At 74.4% G+C, this 21,386-nt stretch carries 16 protein-coding genes; 11 read left to right on the top strand and 5 right to left on the bottom strand.

Annotated features, from left to right (window positions below):
• The first annotated feature begins 3 nt into the window (after positions 1-3).
• The 11 genes from OG900_03765 (at position 4) to OG900_03815 (ending at position 17,430) form a co-directional block, all read left to right on the top strand.
• A complete protein-coding gene (locus OG900_03765) occupies positions 4-1,920 on the top strand; it encodes an HAD-IIIC family phosphatase (protein WUH89347.1) in 1,917 nt (638 codons plus the stop codon).
• Positions 1,917-3,065, top strand: a complete 1,149-nt coding sequence (locus OG900_03770) for an alpha/beta hydrolase (GenBank protein WUH89348.1) — start codon at positions 1,917-1,919, stop codon at positions 3,063-3,065. The genes OG900_03765 and OG900_03770 overlap by 4 nt, the downstream gene beginning before the upstream one ends.
• 31 nt (positions 3,066-3,096) lie before the next feature.
• Entirely contained in the window at positions 3,097-7,587 is a 4,491-nt protein-coding gene (locus tag OG900_03775) for an acyltransferase domain-containing protein (GenBank protein ID WUH89349.1), read from the top strand.
• Between the two features lie 101 nt (positions 7,588-7,688).
• Positions 7,689-9,305, top strand: coding sequence for an ABC transporter substrate-binding protein (locus OG900_03780; GenBank protein WUH89350.1), 1,617 nt, complete (start codon positions 7,689-7,691; stop codon positions 9,303-9,305).
• Positions 9,302-10,318 carry an ABC transporter permease gene (locus OG900_03785; protein ID WUH89351.1) on the top strand — a complete coding sequence of 339 codons (1,017 nt, stop codon included), beginning with the start codon at positions 9,302-9,304 and terminating at the stop codon, positions 10,316-10,318. The genes OG900_03780 and OG900_03785 overlap by 4 nt, the downstream gene beginning before the upstream one ends.
• Complete coding sequence (locus OG900_03790; protein ID WUH89352.1) at positions 10,315-11,559, top strand: amidohydrolase family protein; 1,245 nt, start codon at positions 10,315-10,317, stop codon at positions 11,557-11,559. Before OG900_03785 ends, OG900_03790 begins: the two co-directional genes overlap by 4 nt.
• A 37-nt stretch (positions 11,560-11,596) precedes the next feature.
• A complete protein-coding gene (locus OG900_03795; GenBank protein ID WUH89353.1) occupies positions 11,597-12,478 on the top strand; it encodes an ABC transporter permease in 882 nt (293 codons plus the stop codon).
• Positions 12,475-14,544: an ABC transporter ATP-binding protein gene (locus tag OG900_03800; GenBank protein ID WUH89354.1), complete on the top strand. Its 2,070-nt coding sequence runs from the start codon at positions 12,475-12,477 to the stop codon at positions 14,542-14,544. The genes OG900_03795 and OG900_03800 overlap by 4 nt, the downstream gene beginning before the upstream one ends.
• A gap of 61 nt (positions 14,545-14,605) precedes the next feature.
• The gene (locus OG900_03805) at positions 14,606-15,436 is read left to right on the top strand and encodes an alpha/beta fold hydrolase (GenBank protein WUH89355.1); all 831 of its coding nucleotides are present in this window, start codon (positions 14,606-14,608) and stop codon (positions 15,434-15,436) included.
• A gap of 341 nt (positions 15,437-15,777) precedes the next feature.
• Positions 15,778-16,374: a PadR family transcriptional regulator gene (locus OG900_03810; protein ID WUH89356.1), complete on the top strand. Its 597-nt coding sequence runs from the start codon at positions 15,778-15,780 to the stop codon at positions 16,372-16,374.
• Positions 16,375-16,413: 39 nt separating this feature from the next.
• Positions 16,414-17,430, top strand: coding sequence for a tyrosine-protein phosphatase (locus OG900_03815; GenBank protein WUH89357.1), 1,017 nt, complete (start codon positions 16,414-16,416; stop codon positions 17,428-17,430).
• Positions 17,431-17,497: 67 nt separating this feature from the next.
• Here the strand turns inward: OG900_03815 and OG900_03820 are convergent, their stop codons facing one another.
• The 5 genes from OG900_03820 to OG900_03840 are packed head-to-tail and all read right to left on the bottom strand — an operon-like array spanning position 17,498 to position 21,375.
• Positions 17,498-18,565 carry an FAD-dependent monooxygenase gene (locus OG900_03820; protein ID WUH89358.1) on the bottom strand — a complete coding sequence of 356 codons (1,068 nt, stop codon included), beginning with the start codon at positions 18,563-18,565 and terminating at the stop codon, positions 17,498-17,500.
• Between the two features lie 2 nt (positions 18,566-18,567).
• A complete protein-coding gene (locus OG900_03825) occupies positions 18,568-19,410 on the bottom strand; it encodes an SAM-dependent methyltransferase (protein ID WUH89359.1) in 843 nt (280 codons plus the stop codon).
• Positions 19,410-20,066 (bottom strand): response regulator transcription factor, encoded by a 657-nt coding sequence (locus OG900_03830; GenBank protein ID WUH89360.1) that lies wholly within the window; start codon positions 20,064-20,066, stop codon positions 19,410-19,412. The genes OG900_03825 and OG900_03830 overlap by 1 nt, the downstream gene beginning before the upstream one ends.
• Complete coding sequence (locus OG900_03835; GenBank protein ID WUH89361.1) at positions 20,063-20,677, bottom strand: histidine kinase; 615 nt, start codon at positions 20,675-20,677, stop codon at positions 20,063-20,065. The genes OG900_03830 and OG900_03835 overlap by 4 nt, the downstream gene beginning before the upstream one ends.
• Positions 20,674-21,375 (bottom strand): class I SAM-dependent methyltransferase, encoded by a 702-nt coding sequence (locus tag OG900_03840; protein WUH89362.1) that lies wholly within the window; start codon positions 21,373-21,375, stop codon positions 20,674-20,676. The genes OG900_03835 and OG900_03840 overlap by 4 nt, the downstream gene beginning before the upstream one ends.
• Positions 21,376-21,386: the final 11 nt, after the last annotated feature.

The following is a 21,386-nucleotide window of genomic DNA, read 5'->3' on the forward strand; positions in this document are numbered from 1 at the left end:
AGGATGTCCGTGCCCGAGGAGGATGTGTTCGGGTTGCTGCGAGCCGGTCTGGCGGCCGGCGCCTACCCGCGGTTGCGGGGGCTGCTCGCCGGCCTGCCCGACGCGGATCTGCAGCGTGCCGGCCGCCTGCTGGCGCGGCTCGACCCGGCCGAGGTGCTGCGCGAGCACCCCGGCACGCCGGTGGTGAAGGTCTCCGTCACCGGCCATGGCACGCTGTCCGCGCTGGTGCCCGCGCTCACCGCGCAGGCCGCCCGGCACGGGCTGCTGCTGCGTCCGCACGTGTCGGCGTTCGACAGCTGGATCTTCGAGCTGTCCGATCCCGGAAGCGGGCTGTACGCGGCAGACGGCGACCTGACGCTGTGCGTGCTCGACCCTTTCGTCGTCTTCGACGAGGTGCCGGTGCCGTGGGGGCCGAAGGACGTCGAGCGGGTGCTCGCGGAGAAGCTGGCCACGCTGGAACGGCTGGTGAAGACCTTCGACGCGGCCGGTCGCGGTGGGGTGCTGGTGCTCAACACCATCCCGCTGCCGCGGCGTTGGACCGCCCAGCTGGTGGACCTGCGGTCGCGGGCCGAGCTGGGCGCGGTGTGGCGGGAGGCCAACGCCCGGCTGCTGCGGCTGGCCGGCGACTCCGTCGCCGTCGTCGACCTCGATCCGCTGGTGGCGGAGGGGGTGCCGGTCACCGACCCGCGGATGAGCGCCTACGCCAAAGACCACCTGTCGGCGGAACTGATCGCGGGATACGCCCGCGAGGTGGTGCACCTGGCCCGCAGCGGAGCGGGGCGGACGAAGAAGGCGCTGGTCGTGGACCTGGACGAGACGCTGTGGGGCGGGGTGCTCAGCGAGGAGGGCATCGACGGAATCGAGATCGGCGAAGGCTACCGGGGTGAGGCCTTCGCCGCATTCCAGCGGGTGGTCAAGCAGATCGGCTCACAGGGAGTGGTCCTGGCGGTGGCCAGCAAGAACGACGCCGAGCCGGTGTCGAGGGCGCTGCGCGAGCGCGAGGGTATGGTCCTGCGCGAGGAGGACTTCGTCCGGGTGACGGCCAACTGGCGACCCAAGCACGAGAATCTGACCGAGCTGGCCGCAGCGCTGAACATCGGCGTGGACAGTCTGGTCTTTGCCGACGACAGCCCCTTCGAGTGCGGCCTGGTCGGGCGGCAGTTGCCGGAGGTCGCGGTGGTGCGGCTGGACGAGGAGCCGGCGCTGCACATCGAACGCCTGCTGGCCGACGGCTGGTTCGACGTCCGCGAGGTGACGGCGGAGGACCGGGCCCGGACCTCGCGCTACCGCGACGAGATGGTGCGGGCCGACTTCCGGGAGAGCTTCACCTCGGTGGACGACTACCTGGAGGAGCTGGACATCCGGGTGGAGCTGGCGGTGCCCTCCGACCGCGAGGTGCCGAGGGTGTCGCAACTGACGCTGCGCACCAACCAGTTCAACCTCACCACTCGGCGGTTGCAGCCCGCCGAGGTGAGCGCGTGGATCGCCGACCCGGCGGGGCTGGTGCTGCGGATCGCGTCCTCCGACAGGTTCGGCGAGAACGGCCTGGTGGGTGCGGTCTTCGCCCGCTGGGAGGAGAAGGTGCTGCGGATCGACAACATCGTGCTGAGCTGCCGGGTGTTCTCCCGCGGTATCGAGCAGGCCTGCCTGGCCGCGGTGCTGGCGCACGCCCGGTCGGAAGGGGCGAGCGCGGTGACGGGCGGCTACCGGCCGACGGCGAAGAACGCGATGGTCAGCGACTTCTACCCGCGGCACGGCTTCGTCCCGCTGGACGGCGGCGACGGGTCCGCCGCGTCCTTCCGCCACGACCTGGACGGCTCATCCGAGCCGGACGGGACCGGCGGGGCCGGCGCGCACGACAGGGCCGGCTTTCCGGCCTACGTACAGCTGACGACGACACTGAGCGGGGTACCACGATGACCGAGGGCAGGACGACGGCCGGCAGAATTCCGGCGGCGGGCACCGCCAACGATGTGCGGGAGCTGAAGCAGTTCGTCGAAGTGCACGCCAAGGCGCAGCAGTTGAGCCCGAAGACCTATCGGCCGCTGCTGGCGCGTATCACCGACGACGGCGAGGGCACCCCCGGCTCGTGGGTGTACGAGTGGAGCCGGGCGGGAGCCGAGGCCGAGGCGGCCGGCCGGCTGCTCGAAGCCAGCCGCTACTACAACATGGCCCGCTTCCCGTTCGTCAACGGACCTGCCCGGCAGGAGGCGTTGGACCGCTGCGTGGCCGCCTTCGACGCCTGGCGCGGCACCCAGAAGGGCATCGAGCGGCTGGACGTGGACCTGCCGGCGGGCCGGGTGCGCTGCTGGACGTCGGGGCTGCCCGCGGCCGGCTCCGAAGGCAGGCGCCTGCCGCTGCTGCTGGTGACCGGCGGCATCGTGAGCGTCAAGGAGCAGTGGGCGCCGATCCTGGTGCAGGCCACCCGGCTCGGCGTGGCGGGTGTGGTCGCCGAGATGCCCGGCGTCGGCGAGAACACCCTGCCCTACGACGAGGACAGCCCCGCGATGCTGTCGGCGATCCTGGACGCGGTCGGCGAGCGGGCCGACACCGGGCAGACGTATCTGGTGGCGCTGAGCTTCAGCGGCCACATGGCGCTGCGGGCCGCGGCGGCCGATCCCCGTATCAAGGGGGTGATCACCGCGGGTGTGCCGGTCAGCTCGTTCTTCTCCGACCGCGAGTGGCAGGCGCAGGTGCCGCGGGTCACCGTGGACACGCTGGCGCACCTGCTCGGCACTGCCCCGGGCGGCGTCGGCGACCGGGTGGCGGGCTGGGGCCTGGCCGACGCCGAACTGGGCGCGCTGGACGTGCCGGTGGCGTGCCTGTGGAGCCGTCGCGACGAGATCATCCCGTCCGCCGATCCGCGGGCACTGCTGCGCTCGGTGCGCCGGCTGGACCTGGTCGACAACGACGACGTGCACGGCTCGCCGTCGCACCTGCTCGAAACGCGGGTGTGGGTGCTGCTGTCGCTGCTGCGGATGCTCGGCGTACGTGACGTGAAGCGGCTGGTCTTCGGCGCACTGTGGCGTGCGCTGCGGCTGGCCGGCCGGCGGCGCGGGAACTGACCCGCGCCGCAGACGGGGAGAGGGAGTGGGTATGGCGGACGAGGCGAAGCTCGTCGATTACCTCAAGCGGGTCACCGCGGATCTGCGGCGGGCCCGACAGCGGGTGCGGGAGTTGGAGGCCGAGCGGACCGACCCGATCGCCGTGGTCGCCATGGGCTGCCGCTACCCGGGCGGGGTGCGCGGGCCGGAGGACCTGTGGCGGCTGGTCTCGGAGGGCGTGGACGCCATCGGCGGCTTCCCGACCGACCGCGGCTGGGACCTGGACGCGCTGTACGACCCGGACCCGGAGCGACCCACCACGTCGTACACCAGGCGCGGCGGCTTCCTCTACGACGCGGACCGCTTCGACGCGGACTTCTTCGGCATCAGCCCGCGCGAGGCGCTGGCCACCGACCCGCAGCAGCGGCTGCTGCTGGAGGTGGCCTGGGAGACCCTGGAGCGGGCCGGGATCGACCCGGCGGGGCTGCGCGGCAGCGACACCGGGGTCTTCGCCGGGGTGATGTACGACGACTACGCCTCCCGCCTGCGGCAGGTGCCCGACGAGGTGGCGGGTCTGATCGGCAACGGCAGCGCGCCGAGCGTGGCGTCCGGCCGGATCGCGTACACCTTCGGCTTCCGCGGCCCCGCGGTGTCGGTGGACACGGCGTGCTCCTCGTCGCTGGTGACGCTGCACCTGGCCGCGCAGGCGCTGCGGGCGGGCGAGTGCGCGCTGGCGCTGGCCGGCGGTGTCACGGTGATGGCCACGCCGGGGCTTTTCGTGGAATTCAGCCGGCAGCGCGGGCTGTCGGCGGACGGCCGCTGCCGGTCCTTCGGGGCCGGTGCGGACGGCGCGGGCTTCTCCGAGGGCGTGGGCCTGCTGCTGCTGGAGAAGCTCTCGGACGCGCGGCGCAACGGACACCCGGTGCTCGCGCTGCTGCGTGGCAGCGCCGTGAACCAGGACGGCGCGAGCAACGGCCTGACCGCCCCCAACGGCCCTTCGCAGCAGCGGGTGATCCGGCAGGCGCTGGCGAGCGCGCGGCTGCGGGCCGACCAGGTCGACGTGGTCGAGGGGCACGGCACCGGGACGTCGCTGGGCGACCCGGTGGAGGCGCAGGCGGTGCTCGCCACGTACGGCACGGACCGGCCCGCCGACCGGCCGCTGCGGCTCGGCTCGGTCAAGTCCAACATCGGGCACACCCAGGCCGCCGCCGGTGCCGCGGGCGTGATCAAGATGGTGATGGCGATGCGGCACGGGGTGCTGCCGCGCACCCTGCACGCCGACGAGCCGTCGCCGCACGTCGACTGGAGTGCGGGCGCGGTGGAGCTGCTGACGGAGGAGCTGCCCTGGCCGGGCGGCGCCGAGCCGCGGCGCGCGGCCGTGTCGTCCTTCGGGATCAGCGGTACGAACGCCCATGTGATCCTGGAGGAGGCGCCGCCCGCGGCGGGCGGTACGGGCGAGGACGAGGGCGACGAAGCGGCTGACGGCGCCGCCGACCCGGCCGAGGTGGTCGCGCCGCCGCTCGCGCCGTGGGTGCTGTCGGCCCGCACCCCGGACGCCTTGCGGGCGCAGGCGGCGCGGCTGCTGGACGCGGTGGCCGCGCCCGCGGGAGACGACCGCGACCCGGTCGACGTCGGCCGCGCGCTCGCGTCCACCCGCAGCGCCTTCGAGCACCGTGCCGCGGTCGTCGCCGAGGACGCCGCGGGGCGGTCCGCCGCGCTGGCCGCGCTGGCCGCCGGCGGCACGGCACCCGGGCTGCTCACCGGTATCGGCGTCAAGCCGCCCACGACCGCGTATCTGTTCACCGGGCAGGGCAGCCAGCGGGCGGGCATGGGGCGGGAGTTGTACGACGCCTTCCCTGTCTTCCGTGCCGCCCTTGACGAGGTGCTGGCCGAGCTGGACCCGCTCCTGGAGCGGCCGTTGGCGCCGCTGCTGTGGGCGGCGCCCGGTTCTGAGGAGGCGGCGCAGCTGGACCGCACCCGCTTCACCCAGCCCGCGATCTTCGCCGTGGAGACCGCCCTCTACCGGCTGCTCGCCGGCTACCGGCCGGCCCCCGACCTGCTGGCCGGCCACTCGGTGGGCGAGCTGGCCGCCGCCCATGCCGCCGGGATGCTGGACCTGCCGGACGCGTGCCGGCTGGTCGCGGCCCGCGGGGCGCTGATGGACGCGCTGCCGGCGGGCGGGCTGATGACCTCGCTGCGCGCCTCGGAGGCCGAGGTGCTGGAGTCCTTCGACGGGGTGGCGGGCCGTATCGGGATCGCCGCGGTCAACGGCGCGCAGTCCACCGTGGTCTCGGGGGACGCCGACGCGGTGGCCGAGGTCACCGCCCGCTGGCGGCAGCGCGGCCGGCGGGTGAAGCAGCTGCGGGTCAGCCACGCCTTCCACTCCGCGCACATGGACGGCATGCTCGCCGACTTCGAGCAGGTCGCGGCGGGGGTACGCTTCCGCGCGCCGTCGATCCCGGTGGTCTCGGGCCTCACGGGCCGTCCCGAGGAGCGGATGACGACGCCCGCCTACTGGGCCGAGCAGGTGCGCGGCGCCGTGCGCTTCCACGACGCGGTGCGGCACCTCGCGGACGCGGGCGTGACCGCCTTCGTGGAGGTCGGTCCGGATGTCGCGCTCGCGCCGATGGCGCAGGAGAGCGGCGCCGCGGACGCCGTCGTCATCCCGACGCTGCGCCGCGGCCGGCCGGAAGCCCGCACGCTGGCCGTGGCGCTGGCCACCCTGCACGTCAACGGGGCCCCGGTGGACTGGAGCCGGTGGTACGGCGCCCCGGGGCCGCAGGACGCGGCCCGCCATGTGCCGCTGCCGACCTACCCTTTCCGCCAGGTCCGCTACTGGCTGGACGAACCGGCCGCGCAGGCCCCCGAGAACCGCTCGGACGACGCCTTCTGGGACGCGGTGACCGCGGGCGACGTCGACGGCGCCGCGACGGCCCTCGGCCTGGCAGACGCGACCGGGCCCGCCCTCGACGCGCTGCTGCCCCAGCTCGCCGCGTGGCGGCGCCGCCACACGTGGTGGTACCGCTTCGACTGGCGTCCGGCGGCCTCCGCCACCACGGCGGCCGGCCCGGGGCGCTGGCTGCTGCTGGGCGGCGAGGACGCCGCGGTGGGCGGTGCCCTGGCCGCGGCCGGGGCCGAGATCAGCCGTGCCGGTGTGCGGGATGCCGCCGAGTGGCCGCGGCTCGCCGCCGACCCCGCGCTCGACGGGGTGCTGCTCTTGCCCGGCGCGGTCGACGGCCCCGAGGAACTGGCCGCGCTCGTCCGGGACTTCGACGCCGCCGGGGTCCGCGTACCGCTGTGGGCGGTGACCCGGCAGGGCGTCGGGGTCGACGCCGACGACGACAGCCCCGCAGCCGCCCAGGCGCCGCTGTGGGATCTGCCCGCCGGCATTGCGTGCGGCCTGGTCGACCTGCCGGCCGAGGTGGACGCGGCCGCGGGCGCCGCCTTCGCGGCCGCGCTGGGGCAGGGCGGCGAGGACCGCATCGCGGTTCGCCGCACCGGGACGTGGGTGCGGCGGCTGCTGCCGGTCCCGGCGCCGGAGCCCGACCCGAAGATCGCGGCGGCGCTGCGGTCGGGTACGGCACTGGTGGCCGGATCCGGGCCGCTGGCAGGGGAGTTCGCGGCCGCGCTGGCCGCTCAGGGCGCGGGCCGGGTGCTGCTGGCCGGTCCGGACGCCGGCGTGCCCGCCGGGTCCGGGGTCACACCGGTGGCGTGGGCCGCCGGGGACGAGGCGGCGCTGGCGGCGGTCCTCGCCGACCTGCCCGCGGACCTCCCGCTGGCCGCGGTCGCGGTGGTCGCCGAGAGCGGCACGCCCTCGGCCGCGTCGGCCGCGGGGACGGCGCACCTGCTGGACCGGCTGACCCGCGCGTACGACCCGGCGGCCTTCGTCCTGCTGTCCGACGGCCTGCTGTCCTCGCTCGGCCTGCGGCAGCCGGACGGGCCCGCCGCGCACGCCCCCTTCGAGGCCCTCGCCCACGCCCGCCGCGACGCGGGCCTCCCCGCGGTGGCCCTCTCGCTCGGCCCCTGGCAGCCCGCCGACACCCCCGGGGTGCGCCCCGTCACCGTCGGCATGCTCACCCATGTGCTGACCGGGCCGGCCGCGTCGCTCGCCGTCGCGGACCTCTCGTGGCCGGAATTGGACGCCGAACAGCTCGCCGCCGCAAGGGCGTTGCCGCTGCTGCGGGACGTCCCGCGGGTCACCGCGGCCGGCGGGTCCGGCAGCGGGCCCGCCGTGGCCGGGCAGTTGCGGGACCGGCTGGCCACCGTGCCCGACGGGGCCCGCCTCGACGTGCTGATCGAGCTGGTGCGGGCCCACGCGGCCAGCGTCCTCGGCCACGAGTCGGCCGCGTCCGTACCCGAGGAGGCGAGCCTCCTCGACCTGGGCTTCTCGTCCTTCACCGCACTGGAGATGCGGGGGCTGCTGAGCGAGGACACCGGCCTGGACATCTCCGCGATGGCCGTCTTCGACCACCCCACCCCGCGTGCCCTGGCCCACCACCTCCACGAGGCGCTCATCGCCGCCCACCCTTCAGGTGGGTTTTAGACGCCCTGGCGATATTGGCGCATGTGCGCGGCCGGCCGGCCGACGGAGCGAAGGAGACGGGCTTGCTAGGCAGCCGAGGCGGGGGCTCGAAGCAGTCAGGGTTGGTACTCAAGACGGTCGCGGCGGGACTGGTGTGTCTGACCGCCGCGGCCTGCACGTCAGGCGGCTCCAGCGCCGGCGGCGACAGCGGCACCCCGACCGCCGGCGGCGACCTGAAGTTCGCCACCTCCGTGGAACCGGAGTGCCTGGACCCCGAGGTCGGCGCCCGCGACGTGGACGCGCTGATCGACCGGAACATCTTCGACTCGCTGGTGGAGCAGGTCAAGGGCGGCACTTTCAAGCCGTGGCTGGCGACGTCCTGGACGATCTCGCCGGACCAGCGGACGTACACCTTCACCCTGCGCCCGGGGGTGCTCTTCCACGACGGCACCCCGCTGGACGCGGCGGCGGTCAAGGCGACCCTGGACCACGCCGTCGACCCCAAGGCCCGCTCCTACTACGCGGCGAGCCTGATCTCCGCCTACAGCGGCGCGACGGTGGTCAACGCCACGACGGTCGCCATCCACCTCTCGCGCCCGTCGCGGCCCTTCCTGCAGGCGCTGTCCACCCCCTACCTGGGCATCCAGTCGCCGAAGTCGATCCGGGAGAACGGCACGAGCCTGTGCCAGAAGCCGGTGGGCTCCGGCCCGTTCGTCTTCGACAACTGGGCCAAGGGCACCAGCGTGAAGCTGACGCGCAACGCGAAGTACGCCTGGGGCCCGTCGACGGCCGCCCACACCGGGCCGGCCCGGCTGAACAGCCTGACCTTCAGCTTCGTCTCGGAGGACTCCGTCCGGCTGGGCGCGCTGACCTCCGGCCAGGCCGACGTGATCAGCGAGGTCCCGCCGCACGACGTGACCGTGGTGCGCAAGGTCGACCAGCTGCTGACCACCCCCGAGCCGGGCGCGGTCTACACGCTGCTGCTGAACACCAGGTTCGGGCCCCTCACCGACGAGCGCGTCCGCAAGGCCCTCCAGCGCTCGGTCAACCTCGACAAGCTCGTCGACTCGGTCTACGCCGGGCAGTACAAGCGGTCCTGGAGCGTGCTCTCCCCGGCGACCCCCGACTACGACAAGGCCACCGCCGACAGCTGGCCGTACGACCCGGCGCTGGCGGGCTCGCTGCTGGACCAGGCCGGCTGGACCGGCAGGGACGCGCAGGGATACCGCACCAAGGACGGCAAGCGGCTGACGCTGCGCTGGCCTTACTCGGCGATCCAGCAGCGCGACCAGCGGGTGGTGTTCGGCCAGGGCATCCAGGCCGAGGCGAAGAAGGTCGGCATCGACCTGCAGTACGCCAGCGAGGACCCCGGCAAGCTCGGCGCCGACCTCAACAGCGGCAAGAACCTCGACATCTTCGCGATGAGCTTCGTGCGCGCCGACCCGGACATCCTGCACTTCTACTTCGGCTCCGACCAGACGGTGGCCAAGGGCGGCGGCAACATGTTCCAGCTGTCCGACGCCACGCTCGACGGCTGGTTCGGCACCGAGAGCTCCACATCGAGCCCCGCGGCCGCGACCACCGCGGTCGCCGCCGCGCAGCAGTACATCAACCAGCACGCGCTGGCACTGCCCACCTACGCCTCGTCGTATCTGCTGGGCGCGGCGCACAAGGTGCACGGCGTCACCTTCGACCCGACCGCCTACCCGCTGTTCTACGACGTCTGGCTGGGCAAGTGAGCCCGCAGGACACGCAGGACCGGCCGGGCGTCCAGGACGGGCACGCCAAGGGAGGCGACCCGGCGGCCACGCCGGGTGCGTCGAACCTGTGGCGGTGGCTCGTACGGCGGCTGCTGCTGTCGGTCGTGGTGGTGCTCGGCTCGGCGACGGCCGCCTTCGTGGCGCTCTACCTGCTGCCGGGCGACCCGGTGCAGACCATGCTCGGACCCACGGGGCAGACCCCGGCGCTGGTCGCCGAGGTGCGGCACGAGACGGGCTTCGACCACCCGGTCTACGTCCGCTACGGGCTCTTCATGGGGCGGCTGCTGCGCGGCGACCTCGGCCGGTCCTACCAGCTGCACCAGTCCGTGAAGAGCCTGATCTTCGACCAGTTGGGCTCGACGGTCGAACTGGCCGTGACCGGCTTCGTGCTGGCGCTGGTGGTGGCCACGGTGCTCGCCGTGACCACCGCCGGGCGCCGCCCGCTGCTGCGGGGCCTGGCCTCCACCGTGGAACTGGTGCTCGCCTCGCTGCCCGGGTTCTGGATCGGGGTGCTGCTGCTGACCTTCTTCTCCTTCCGCTGGCAGCTCTTCCCCGCGGTCGGCGGCAACGGCGTCAACGGGCTCGTGCTGCCGTCGGTGACGCTGGCCCTGACGCTGCTCGGCGTGTTCGCGCAGGTCATGCGGGAGGGCATGGAAAGGGCGCTGAGCGAGCCGTTCGTGCTCAGCTCCCGGGCCCGCGGCGCGGGCGAGACGACCGTGAGGGTGCGGCACGCGCTGCGGCACGCCATGGTGCCGATGGTCACGCTGTCCGGCTGGTCGGTCGGCGCGCTGCTCAGCGGCGCCGTCATCATCGAGACGATCTTCAGCCGGCCGGGCCTGGGACGGGTGCTCGTGTCGGCGGTCAACAGCCGCGACCTGCCGGTGATCAGCGGTGTGGTGGTGGTCTCCGCGGTGGCCTTCAGCGCGGTCAATCTCCTTACCGATGTGCTCTACCGCGTGGTCGACCCACGACTGAAGGAGGCGCAGGCATGACGCGACGCGTGCTGGCGGCGGAATTGGTACTTCCCGGCGGCGACCAGGAGGCCGTGCCGGACGGCGCGGTGCTGGTGGACGGCGACAAGATCGCCGACGTCGGCCCCAGGGACGCGGTGATCGGGCGCGCCCCGGCCGGCACCCCGGTGCGGGAGCTGGGCGCGGCCACGCTGCTGCCCGGCCTGATCGACTGCCATGTGCACCTGGTCTTCGACGGCAGCGAGGACCCGCTGACCGGCTTCCTGGCGGCGGACGACGCCGCGCTGCTGCCGGCGATGGCCGGCCGCGCCGCGCGGCTGCTGGACGCGGGGGTGACCACCGCCCGCGACCTGGGCGACCGCAACGGCCTGGTGCGCAAGGTGCGGGACGCGATCACCGCGGGCGACATCCCCGGGCCCCGGCTGCTGTCAGCCGGGACACCGGTGACCGTGACCGGCGGCCACTGCTGGTTCCTCGGCGGCGAGGCCGACGGCCAGGACGCGGTGCGGGCCGCGGTGCGCCGCAACCTGCGCGACGGCGCCGACCTGACCAAGATCATGGTGACCGGCGGCACCATGACCACGACCGGGCCGCGCCCGCACCAGGTGCAGTTCACCGCCGCCGAACTCGCCGCCGCCGTCGAGGAGTCGGCGCGCTTCGGCCGCCGGGTCGCCGCGCACGTGCACGGCACCGAGGGCATCGAGGCAGCCCTTGAGGCGGGCGCGGACACCCTGGAGCACTGCACCTTCGCCTCGCCGGTGAAGGGCCGGCCGGCGCACAAGCACGAGCTGATCGACCGGATGGCCGCCGACGGGGTCTTCGTCTGCCCGACCTTCAGCAGCACGCTGGACTGGGTCGAGCGCGAGCGCGGCCTCGACACCATCAAGCCCTATCTGGACCTGGTGCGGCGGGAGTTCGAGGCCGGTGTGCGGCTGGTGGCCGGCACCGACGCGGGTGTGCACCTGGCCGCCTTCGAGGGCTACGCGGAGGGCCTGCTGTGGTACGAGCGGGCCGGGCTGCCGGTGGAGGCGGTGCTGAAGATGGCCACGTCGGAGGCGGCCGCCGCACTCGGCATAACGGACCGCACGGGGCGTATCGCGCCGGGCCTGGACGCCGACCTGCTGGTCGTGCCCGGGGACCTGCGCGAGGACCTGCGGGCGCTGCGCGACCCGCTGCTGGTCCTGGCCCGCGGCCGCGTCCACATCCCGCCGGCCGCGGCGGAACGCGCGGTGCTGGGGCCGCGGGAGAAGGTGGCGCCGTGAACAGCGCAGGTGGCAGAGCGGCGGACGGGGCGGCCTCATGAGCGCGCTCGGTACGGTCGACGGGCCCGGCTCCGCGATCCCGCGCCCGCGGGCACGCGGGCGGGGCGCGGTGCGGCTGCCGGCCTGGAGTGTGCTGGTCGCCGGCCTGGTGGTCGCGCTGGTGCTGGTCGCCGCCCTCTTTCCCGGGGTGCTGACCTCCACCGACCCCGACGCCGTCGACCCGATCGCGGCCCTGGCCCCGCCCGGCGGCGGACACCTGCTGGGCACCGACCAGTTGGGCAGGGACGTGCTGGCCCGGATCATCTACGGTGCCCGGCCGTCGCTGATGATCGGTGTCGGGGCGACCGCGATCGCCGTCGCGGCCGGGTCGGTCCTGGGCATCCTCGCCGCGACCGGCGGCCGGGTGCTCGACGAGGCGATCATGCGGCTCACGGATGTCTTCCTGGCCTTCCCCGGGCTGCTGCTCGCCCTGGTGGTCGCGGCGGTGCTCGGTCCGGGCACGGGTGACGCCACCTTGGCCATCGGCGCCTCGCTGACCCCCGGCTTCGTCCGGCTCGCCCGCGGTCAGGCCCTGGTGGTCAAGAACGCGGACTACGTGCGCAGCGCCGTGACCTACGGGCGCGGGCGGCTGAGCAACGGTCTGCGGCACCTGCTGCCGAACACCCTGCCGCCGCTGCTGGTGCTGGCCAGCATCAACATCGGCACGGCGGTGATCGCCGGGTCGTCGCTGAGCTTCCTCGGCCTCGGGCCGAAGGCGCCCACCGCCGAGTGGGGCGAAATGCTGTCCGACGGGCGGGACTTCATGGCCACCGCGTGGGCGATGGCGGTCTTCCCGGGCGTGGCGATCACCCTCACCGTCGTCGCCGTCAACGTCCTCGGCCGCGATCTGAGGCGGCGCTTCGAAGGACGGGAGGCATGATGGCGAAGGACCTGAACGGACCGCACGGGCCGGACGGTTCGCCCGCCGGCTCCCCGCCCGCGCAGCCGGTGCGGACGGCGGCGCCCGACGCGCAGGAGGTACAGCCGCTGGTCGCCGTGGAGGACCTGCGGGTGTCCTTCCGCGGCGCCGGGGGCACGGTCGTGGAGGCCGTACGCGGGGTGGACCTGTCCATCGCCCCCGGGGAGTGCCTGGCCGTGGTCGGGGAGTCCGGGTCCGGCAAGAGCGTGACCGCCCGTACGCTGGTCGGCCTCGCGGGCGCGGGCGCGACCGTGCGGGCGGCCCGGCTGGAGGCGGAGGGACGCGACCTGCGCGGCCTGAACGACCGGCAGTGGCGGGAGATCCGCGGCCGCAGGATCGGGCTGATGCTGCAGGACGCGCTGTCCTCCCTGGACCCGGTCCGCACGGTCGGCGCCGAGATCGCGGAGGCGCTGCGGGTGCACCGCACCGTGCCGCGGGCCGAGGTGGGCGGCCGGGTGGTGGAGCTGCTTGCCCAGTCGCGGGTGCCCGAGCCGGAACTGCGCGCCCGGCAGTACCCCTACCAGCTGTCCGGCGGGCTGCGGCAGCGGGCGCTGATCGCCTCCGCGATGGCCGCGGACCCCGAGGTGCTGATCGCCGACGAGCCCACGACCGCACTGGACGTCGCGGTGCAGGCGCAGATACTCGACCTGCTCGCGGCGAAGAAGGCCGAGGGCACCGCGGTGCTGCTGATCAGCCACGACCTGGCGGTGGTGGCACGGCTCGCCGACCGTATCGCGGTGATGTACCGCGGGGTGTTCGTCGAGACCGGCACCGCCGAGCAGGTGCTGCGCGCGCCGTCCCACCCCTACACCCGGCAGTTGCTGGCCGCGGTGCCGTCGGCGCACGCCAAGGGCACCCGGCTCTCGCCGTGGCCGAGCGGCCAGGCCACGGCGGGCGGCGACTGGGACGGCGCCGGCTGCGCCTTCGCCGACCGCTGCCCGCTGGCCGTCGACCGATGCCGAGAGCAGCCGCCGCCGGACGTGCCGGTCGGCGGGGACGCGGAGGCGGGCGCCGCAGGAAGTGAACACCGCGCGCGCTGCTCGCGGTTGGACGTGCCCTGGCCCGCTCCCGCCGCCGCGGCCGGACGCAGCCGGGGCACCGCCGAGCGGACCGTCCTCGAAGTGACCGGCGTCAGCAAGAGCTTCGCCGGGCCCGACGGCGTCCGCCGGCTCGCCGTCGACGACGTGTCGTTCACCCTCGACGCCGGCGAGACGCTGGGCGTGCTGGGCGAGTCCGGGTCAGGCAAGAGCACCACCGCGGCCGTCGTACTGGGCCTGCTGGAGCCCGACGCCGGGTCGGTGCGGGTGCTCGGCCGGCCCTGGTCGGGGCGGCCGGAGTCGGAGCGGCGCCCGGTGCGCAGCCGGGTGCAGCTCATCCACCAGGACCCGCTCGGCTCCTTCGACCCGCGCTTCACCGTGGAGCGGGTGATCAGCGAGGCCCTCGGGGTACCCGGGCGGCGCACGGTGCGCAGGGAGCGCGCCAGGATCGCCGAACTGCTGCGGCTGGTCGGCCTGGACCCGGCCGTGGCGGGCCGCCGCCCCCGGCAGCTGTCCGGCGGGCAGCGCCAGCGGGTGGCCATCGCCCGCGCCATCGCGCCGGAGCCGGACATCGTCGTCTGCGACGAGCCGGTGTCCGCGCTGGACGCCTCCGTCCAGGCGCAGATCCTCGACCTGCTCGCCGACCTCCAGGACCGGCTGGGCATGGCGCTGCTGTTCATCTCGCACGACCTCGGCGTCATCCACCACACCAGCGACCGGGTGCTGGTCATGCGCAAGGGCGTCGTGGTGGAGAGCGGCCGGGTCGAGGAGGTCTTCCGCGCCCCGGCCCACCCCTACACCCAGGAACTGCTCGCCGCCCTCCCGAGGGTGGACGATCCCGCGGCCGTACCGGACAAGGAAGTCCGGACCGTCTCGACGGCCAAGGCGGCCGCACCGGCGGAGCCCGTGACGGGCGACCCGCCGGCCGGCCCGACCTCCCCGCCACCTCCTACCGCTCGGACCGCCCGCAAGGAGGCACCGCTGCGCTGATGCCGGCGCCCCGGCCGTCCGATGGCCCGCAGCACCGTCCGGAGAACGACGAGGACCCGCCATGACGCCCAACCCGTCCGCCCGTTCCGCAGTCGGCTTCGCAGCCGGCACCGACACCGACACCGCCGACTGGGTCCGGGTGCACCGCCCGCGCCCGGACGCCGCCGTGCGCCTGGTGTGCTTCCCGCACGCCGGGGGCGCCGCGTCCGCCTTCTACCCGTGGGCGGTGGCCCTCGACGACGTCGAGGTGCTCGCCGTCCAGTACCCGGGCCGCCAGGACCGGCGTGCCGAACCGCTCGTACGCGACCTGGCGCGGCTCGCCGCGCTGACCGCGCCGGCGCTGGCCGACGTACTGGACGACGGCCGCCCTTACGCCTTCTTCGGCCACAGCATGGGCGCGGCGCTCGCGTTCGAGGTGGCCAGGCTCCTGGAGGGGCAGGGCAGGGGGCCGTCGCTGCTCGCGGTCTCCGGCCGCCGCGCCCCCTCGCTGCCGGCCACCATCGGCCCGGTCGTCCTCGGCCTGGACGACCCGGGCCTGACCGCGCACCTGGGGGACCTCAGCGGCACCGACCCGCGGCTCCTCGCCGACCCGGAGGTCCGCCAGATGATCCTGCCGGTCATCCGGGCCGACCTGCACGCCGCCGAGACCCACCTGCTCCCCCGCGGCACCACGGTCTCGGCGCCGATCCTGGCCCTCACCGGGGACAGCGACCCCTGGGCGACGGTCACCGCGTCCCGCGAGTGGGCCGCGCACACCACCGGCGGCTTCGAATTCCGCGCGCTGCCCGGCGGCCACTTCTACCTGGTCGAGCACCAGCGTGAGGTGCTGTCGCTGCTGACCGCCCGGCTGTCCGCGGCCACCGCCCGTACCGCGGTGGAGGCGAACGGCTGACCCGCGGGGCCCGGGGTCGGGCGGCCGCGTCGAGGAACTCCCCGACAGGCTGGGCCGGTTCCGCGGGCGGCTCGATCATTGCCGCACGGCCGCACGCCAGTTCGGCGGAGCGGCCGTGCGGGATACCCGCCGCCGGCTCGCGCGAGTGCGCGACGGGGATCAGCGCGTCCAGTACCCCACGACCGGCGTCTGGGCCCGGATCCGGGGAAGTCGGCGCGGCCGGGCGCTCGTCGGGCCCTGGCGGTTCGGCTGTCCCTGTCGCGTGCCCCTCACGGACCGGCACGCCCTCATGTATAGTCGACCTCGGTTACTCGAACTCGACTAATATCCCTGGGGGGCCGATGCCGCCGCGTGCGCTGCGGACACCGCTGACGCTCGCGGTGCTGAGCCTGTTGCGGGAAGGCCCCCGGCATCCCTACGAGATCCAGGCGCTGGTCCGTGAGCGGCATGTCGACCAGGTCGTGAAGATGCGCGGCGGGTCCCTCTACGACGCGATCGGCCGGCTGGCCGACGCCGGCCTGATCACCGCCGTCACCTCGGAGCGGGCCGGCGCCCGGCCGGAGCGCACCGTCTACGCGATCACCGGTGAAGGCACCGCCGTGGCCGACGCGCTGGTCCGGGACTATCTGGGCACTCCGGCCCAGGACTACCCGGTGTTCGTCACCGGCCTGGCGCACATCCTCAACCTCGACGCGGCGGCCGCGGCGGACCTGCTGCGGCAGCGCCGGACCGCGATCCAGGCCGTCCACGACCGGGTCGCGGCCCACCTGGCCGCCGACACCGCGGACCTGCCGCGGGTGGTGACCCTGGAGGCCGACTACGCGCAGGCCCTGCGCGTGGCGGAGATGGCCTGGCTGGACCGGGTCGTCGGCGACATCGACGCGGGCAGTCTGCCCTGGCTCGATCCGGCGCACGAACCGCGGGACGGCGACACGTAGCCGCGCACGGACAATCGCACGGACAAACGGAGGAATCGCATGGGAACGGTCGTGCTGGCGGTCGACGTGGTACGCGACGACACCGGTGTCCTCGACGTGTCCTGGGAGTTGGCCGGCGCGGGTCCGGTGGAGCTGGCGATCGGGCCGACGCCCGAGTCGGTCGACCACGGCCGTCCTGTGGCCCTCGTCGACGGCGGTTCCACGCGGGTGTCGCTCTCCGAGCTGGGCCCCGGCCGGCACTACGTGTCCGTCGCCCCGGCCGGCGGCGGCGCCGCGGTGCTCGCCGCCGAGCGGGTGATACCGCTGGAGGGCGCGAGCAACTTCCGCGACCTGGGCGGCTATCGGACGGCGGACGGCGGACGTACGCGGTGGGGCATGGTCTTCCGCGCCGACGCGCCCGACCGGTTGACCGCCGCCGACCTGGCCGCGATCGACCAGCTCGGCCTCCGGGTGGCGTACGACCTGCGCACCGACGACGAGCGCAGGAGGGCGCCCTCCGCGCTGCCCGCGGCCGTCCGGCATGTGCCCTTCGCCATCGGCGGCGACGCCTCGCGCCCGAACCCGCTGGGCGACCTCTTCCGCAGCGGGCGGGTCGCCGAGGTCCCGGACGACCTGCTGCACCGGATCTACCTGGACATGGGCGAGCAGGACGCGGCCGTGCTCGGCCGGGTCCTCACCGGCCTGGCCGCGCGGGACGGCCTGCCCGCCGTGGTCCACTGCACCGCGGGCAAGGACCGTACGGGTATGGCCGCCGCGCTGCTGCTGTCGGTGCTGGGCGTGGACGACGCGGCGGTCCTGGACGACTACACGCTGAGCAGCGTCTACTTCAACGAGCGGCGGATGGCCCACCTGCTGCCCAGGCTCGCCGAGCTGGGCCTGGACCTGGCCCGCTACCGCGAGGTCTTCGGAGCGCCCCGGCACGCGATGGCGGCCACCCTGGACGCGCTGCGCGGGCGGTACGGATCGGTGGAGGGCTATCTGACCGGGCCCGGCGGTGTGGCGCCGGGGACGATCGCGGTGCTGCGGGAGCGGCTGGTGGCACCCGCAGCCGCGTGAGGGAAGGCGTGTGGGGGGCGCGGCGATCCCGCCGCGCCCCCCACACGCCTTCGCCGGCCGGGACCGGTCAGACGCGGGCCGCCCAGTCGATCCGGTAGTCGAGGACCCAGTCGAGCGCGCCGTCGGGCGACGCGTCGTTCAGCTTGGCGGCGGACGCGCGGGCACCGAGCGCGACGATGCCCTCGACGCGCTCCCTGCGCAGCTCCTCGTAGCGGGCCAGGGCCTGCTGCCTGGGCAGGTCGCGCAGGCACTTGGCGAGCACCACCGCGTCCTCCAGCGCCATCGACGAGCCCTGCCCCGAGGTCGGCGTGGTGGCGTGCGCCGCGTCGCCGAGCACGACCATGCCGTCCCGCGACCAGGTCGGCACGGTGGCCAGGTCGTGGGTGGGCAGCGCGTACAGGTCGGTGTAGGTCGCGCGGATCACGTCCGCCACGAAAGGCGGGGCCTCGGCGAAGGTGTCGAGCAGGCGCCCGGTGAGGGAGGCGCGGTCCATCGCCGCCAGTTCGGCCCGGCTCGGCTCCGCGCCCCAGGGCAGGTTGGCGAACCACCACACCTCGCCCGTACCCGAACCGGCGTAGCCGAAGAAGCCCTTGGGACCGCGGACGAACTGCAGTTGCGCGGCTTCGCCGGGAGCGTCCACGCCGGACGCGAAGCCGCCGAGGTTCAGCAGCGGTACGTAGCGTGTCGTGGGCGCGGCCGGATCGATGACGGACCTGGTGCGCGAGTGGATGCCGTCGCAGCCGACGAGCAGGTCGCCGGCGAGGGTCGAGCCGTCGGCGAACCTCGCCACCACCCCGTCGGCGGTGGAGTAGGCGCCGACCAGCTTCCGGTCGTGCTCGATCCGCGCGCCGCGCGCCGCCGCGGCCTCGCGCAGCAGCCGGTAGAGCCCGACGCGGCGGATCGGCGCGAAGCCGGAAGGGCCGACCGCGCCCGCCAGCGACTCGTGCAGCACGGTCTCCTTCAGGCCCAGCACGTCGAGCGCGGCCAGGCCGTTCGGGGCGACCATCACCCACAGCCCGACATCCTTGTCCTCGGCCGGGCGTGCCTCGCAGACGGTGACGTCGACACCGATGGAACGCAGGGCGACGGCGGTGGCAGGACCGGCCACCCCGCCGCCGATGACCAGGGCGTGCATCGCTAGCTCCTCTCTTCTCCGGTCGCGCGGGCGTGCACGATCCGGCCGCCGAACAGGTCGGGCAGCGACGGGTCGAGCCCGTAGCGCGCCAGGCAGTCGTGCCAGCCGACGTCGGCGACGCTGTCGAAGCCGGCGTCGGCCAGTTCCGCGGCGATGTCGGCCGGCGTGAAGAACGACCGCCACGGCTCGCCCGCCTTGGCCATCGCCTCGGCCTGGGCGGCGCGGGTGGCCTGGCGGTGCGGCGGCAGGGACTCGGCCGGCTGGTTGTAGTCGAAGACCAGTTCCGCGGGCGCGGGCAGCCGCGCCACGAAGCGCGCCGTGGCCAGCAGCGCGTCCCTGGTCAGGTAGGGGGCCACGCCGAGCAGCAGGAAGAAGGCCGGTGCGTGCCGGTCGAAGCCGGCCGCCGCGAGCCCCTCCTCCGCGGTCTGCTCGGCGAAGTCGACCGGGCAGAAGACGACGCTGTCCGGCACGCCGATGCCGGCCTCGGCCAGCCGTTCGCGCTTCCACGCCTGGGTGGCCGGCAGGTCGACCTCGAAGACCCGCAGCGCCGGATTCCGGTTCCGGTAGGCGAAGGTGTCCAGGCCCGCGCCCAGGACGACCACCTGCCGGGTCCGGGCGGCGGCCCACAGCGCGTCCTCGGCGACCCGGTGGCGCAGCGCCATGAACAGCCGGACCTCGGCGGGCATGGCGGGCACACCGGCGGGCCGAGGGTCGTCGTCGGCGACGCCGCCGATGATGCGTACGGCCAGCGGGTCGGCGAAGACCGGTGGCGAGTCCGCGACCTGGTGGACGGCGCGGGCGCGCGCCGAACTCATTGCGGTACGGCTGGGCCGGCCCGTCTGCATCACCGATCTCCTCCTGTGGTGGTCAGCCGCAGCCGCCGGGCGTAGCTGATCAGCTCCGCCCGGCGGCTGACGCCGAGCTTGACCTTGATCGACGCACGCTGTGCCTCGATGGTGCGTACCGAGAGACCCAGCTCGTCGGCGATCTGGGGATGGGTCAGGCCGTCGGCGATCAGCCCGAGCACCTCGCGCTCCCTGCGGCTCAGTTCGCCGTCGGGGTCGGTGTGCCGGTCGAGCAGGGACGCGCCGAGCGCCGGGTCGAGATAGCGGCCGCCCGCGGCGAGCGCGTCGACCGCGGCGACCAGTTCCTCGGCGGCGGCGTCCTTGGACAGGAAGCCGTGGGCGCCGGCGGCCAGCGACTCCCGTGCCGAGTCCAGGTCGTTGTGCATGGTGAGCATCAGCACCCGGGTGGCGGGCGAGACCGCCCGCACGGTGGGCAGCACGCAGAGGCTCAAGGTGCCGAGGAAGCTCAGGTCGAGCAGCAGCACGGTGGGCCGGTGCCGGTCCACCTGCTCGACGGTGCCTGCCAGGTCCGCCGCCTCGCCCACGACCCGGTAGCGCTCGTCGGGGAGCAGGGTGCGGATGCCGCAGCGCACCACGGGATGGTCGTCGCAGATCAGGATGGTCGGCCGGTACGCGCGGTCGGGCGGCGGCGTCATCGCTGGACTTCCCCCTCGGGCACCGGATTCCTGGGCAGCGAGAGGGTCACGAAGGTCCCGGTGCCGCGGGACTGCACGGCCAGGTAGCCGCCCGCGTCCCTGGCCTGCGCGTACATCGCGGTCAGCCCGAAGTGCGGGCGGGCCGTGGCCGGTGCGAAGCGGCCGTCGTCGGACACCACGCAGACCAGCCGGTCCCGCCGTACGGCCACGGTGACCCCGGCGTGCCTGGCGCCGCTGTGCTTGGCGGTGTTGTGCAGCGCCTCGCGGACGATCCGGTAGGCGACCAGGTCGTTCCCCGCCCAGCGGCCGCGCGGTGCGGTGCGGCTCTCGACGCTGATGTGGATGCCGGTGGCCGACTGGAGGTCGTCCGCGGTGGCGGCCAGCGCGCTGGGCAGGTCCGCCTGCGGCGGTGTGTGCCGGGCGGAGCCGCTGATGAGGCGGCGCAGGTCGGCGATCTGGCGCTCCAGCACCAGCTTCAGGTCGGTGCCCAGTTCGCGGGGCAGCGGGCCGGGCCGGGCGAGCGCCCGGCCCAGCTGGATGCGGGCCACTGCCAGGTCCTGGAGCACGCCGTCGTGCAGATGCTGGGCCAGTTCGGGCAGTTCGCCGCTCATCGCGCCCCCGGATGGCGTGCGGCGAACAGGCAGACCGCACCGGTCCTGACCGTCTCGACGTCGGTGAAGCGGGCGCGCAGCTCCTTGTCCAGGTCGTCGAGGCGGTCGTCGAGGTTGCTGAAGACCTCGCTGCGGTTGAGCTTGGCCAGCAGCTTGCCGGAGCGCTTCGTGTGGTGCGGGCCGCTGCCCAGCACGGTGCTGCCGAACACCCGGGCGCCGGGGCGCAGATACGGTGTCACGTGGTCGAACACCACCGACTTCTGGCGCATCGTCCCGGGCAGGCAGTGCAGGAGGAAGTTCATGCCGACCGAGTCGAACCGCCCGGCGCCCAGTTCGAACGGTCGGAAGGCGTCACCGACCCGGGTTTCCGGGTGATACCGGCTGATCCGGTGCGCCGCGGTGGAAAGCACCACCTCGTTGAGGTCGACCAGGGTGATCGACGGGGATTTCACCGGAAACCTGCATTTGTCCAGAAACCAGCCGGTGCCGGGTCCGATATCCAGATGCGTCGCGCCGACCTGCCGGTCGTAATGTGCCAACATTTTGCCACGCGGGCAGCGCCACATGAACCGGCTCATCATGCCCAGCACGAACATGTCGTAGGCGGCGAGCATCGGCCGCTGATACGACTCGGCGGCGGCCTGAATACGGGCCTGCGTCGGTTCGGCGAGTTCGGTCTGCGCCGGGTTCGATTCCATATCCTTCGTCC

Origin of the sequence: Streptomyces sp. NBC_00433, from assembly GCA_036015235.1 — a bacterium.
Taxonomy (GTDB): domain Bacteria; phylum Actinomycetota; class Actinomycetes; order Streptomycetales; family Streptomycetaceae; genus Actinacidiphila.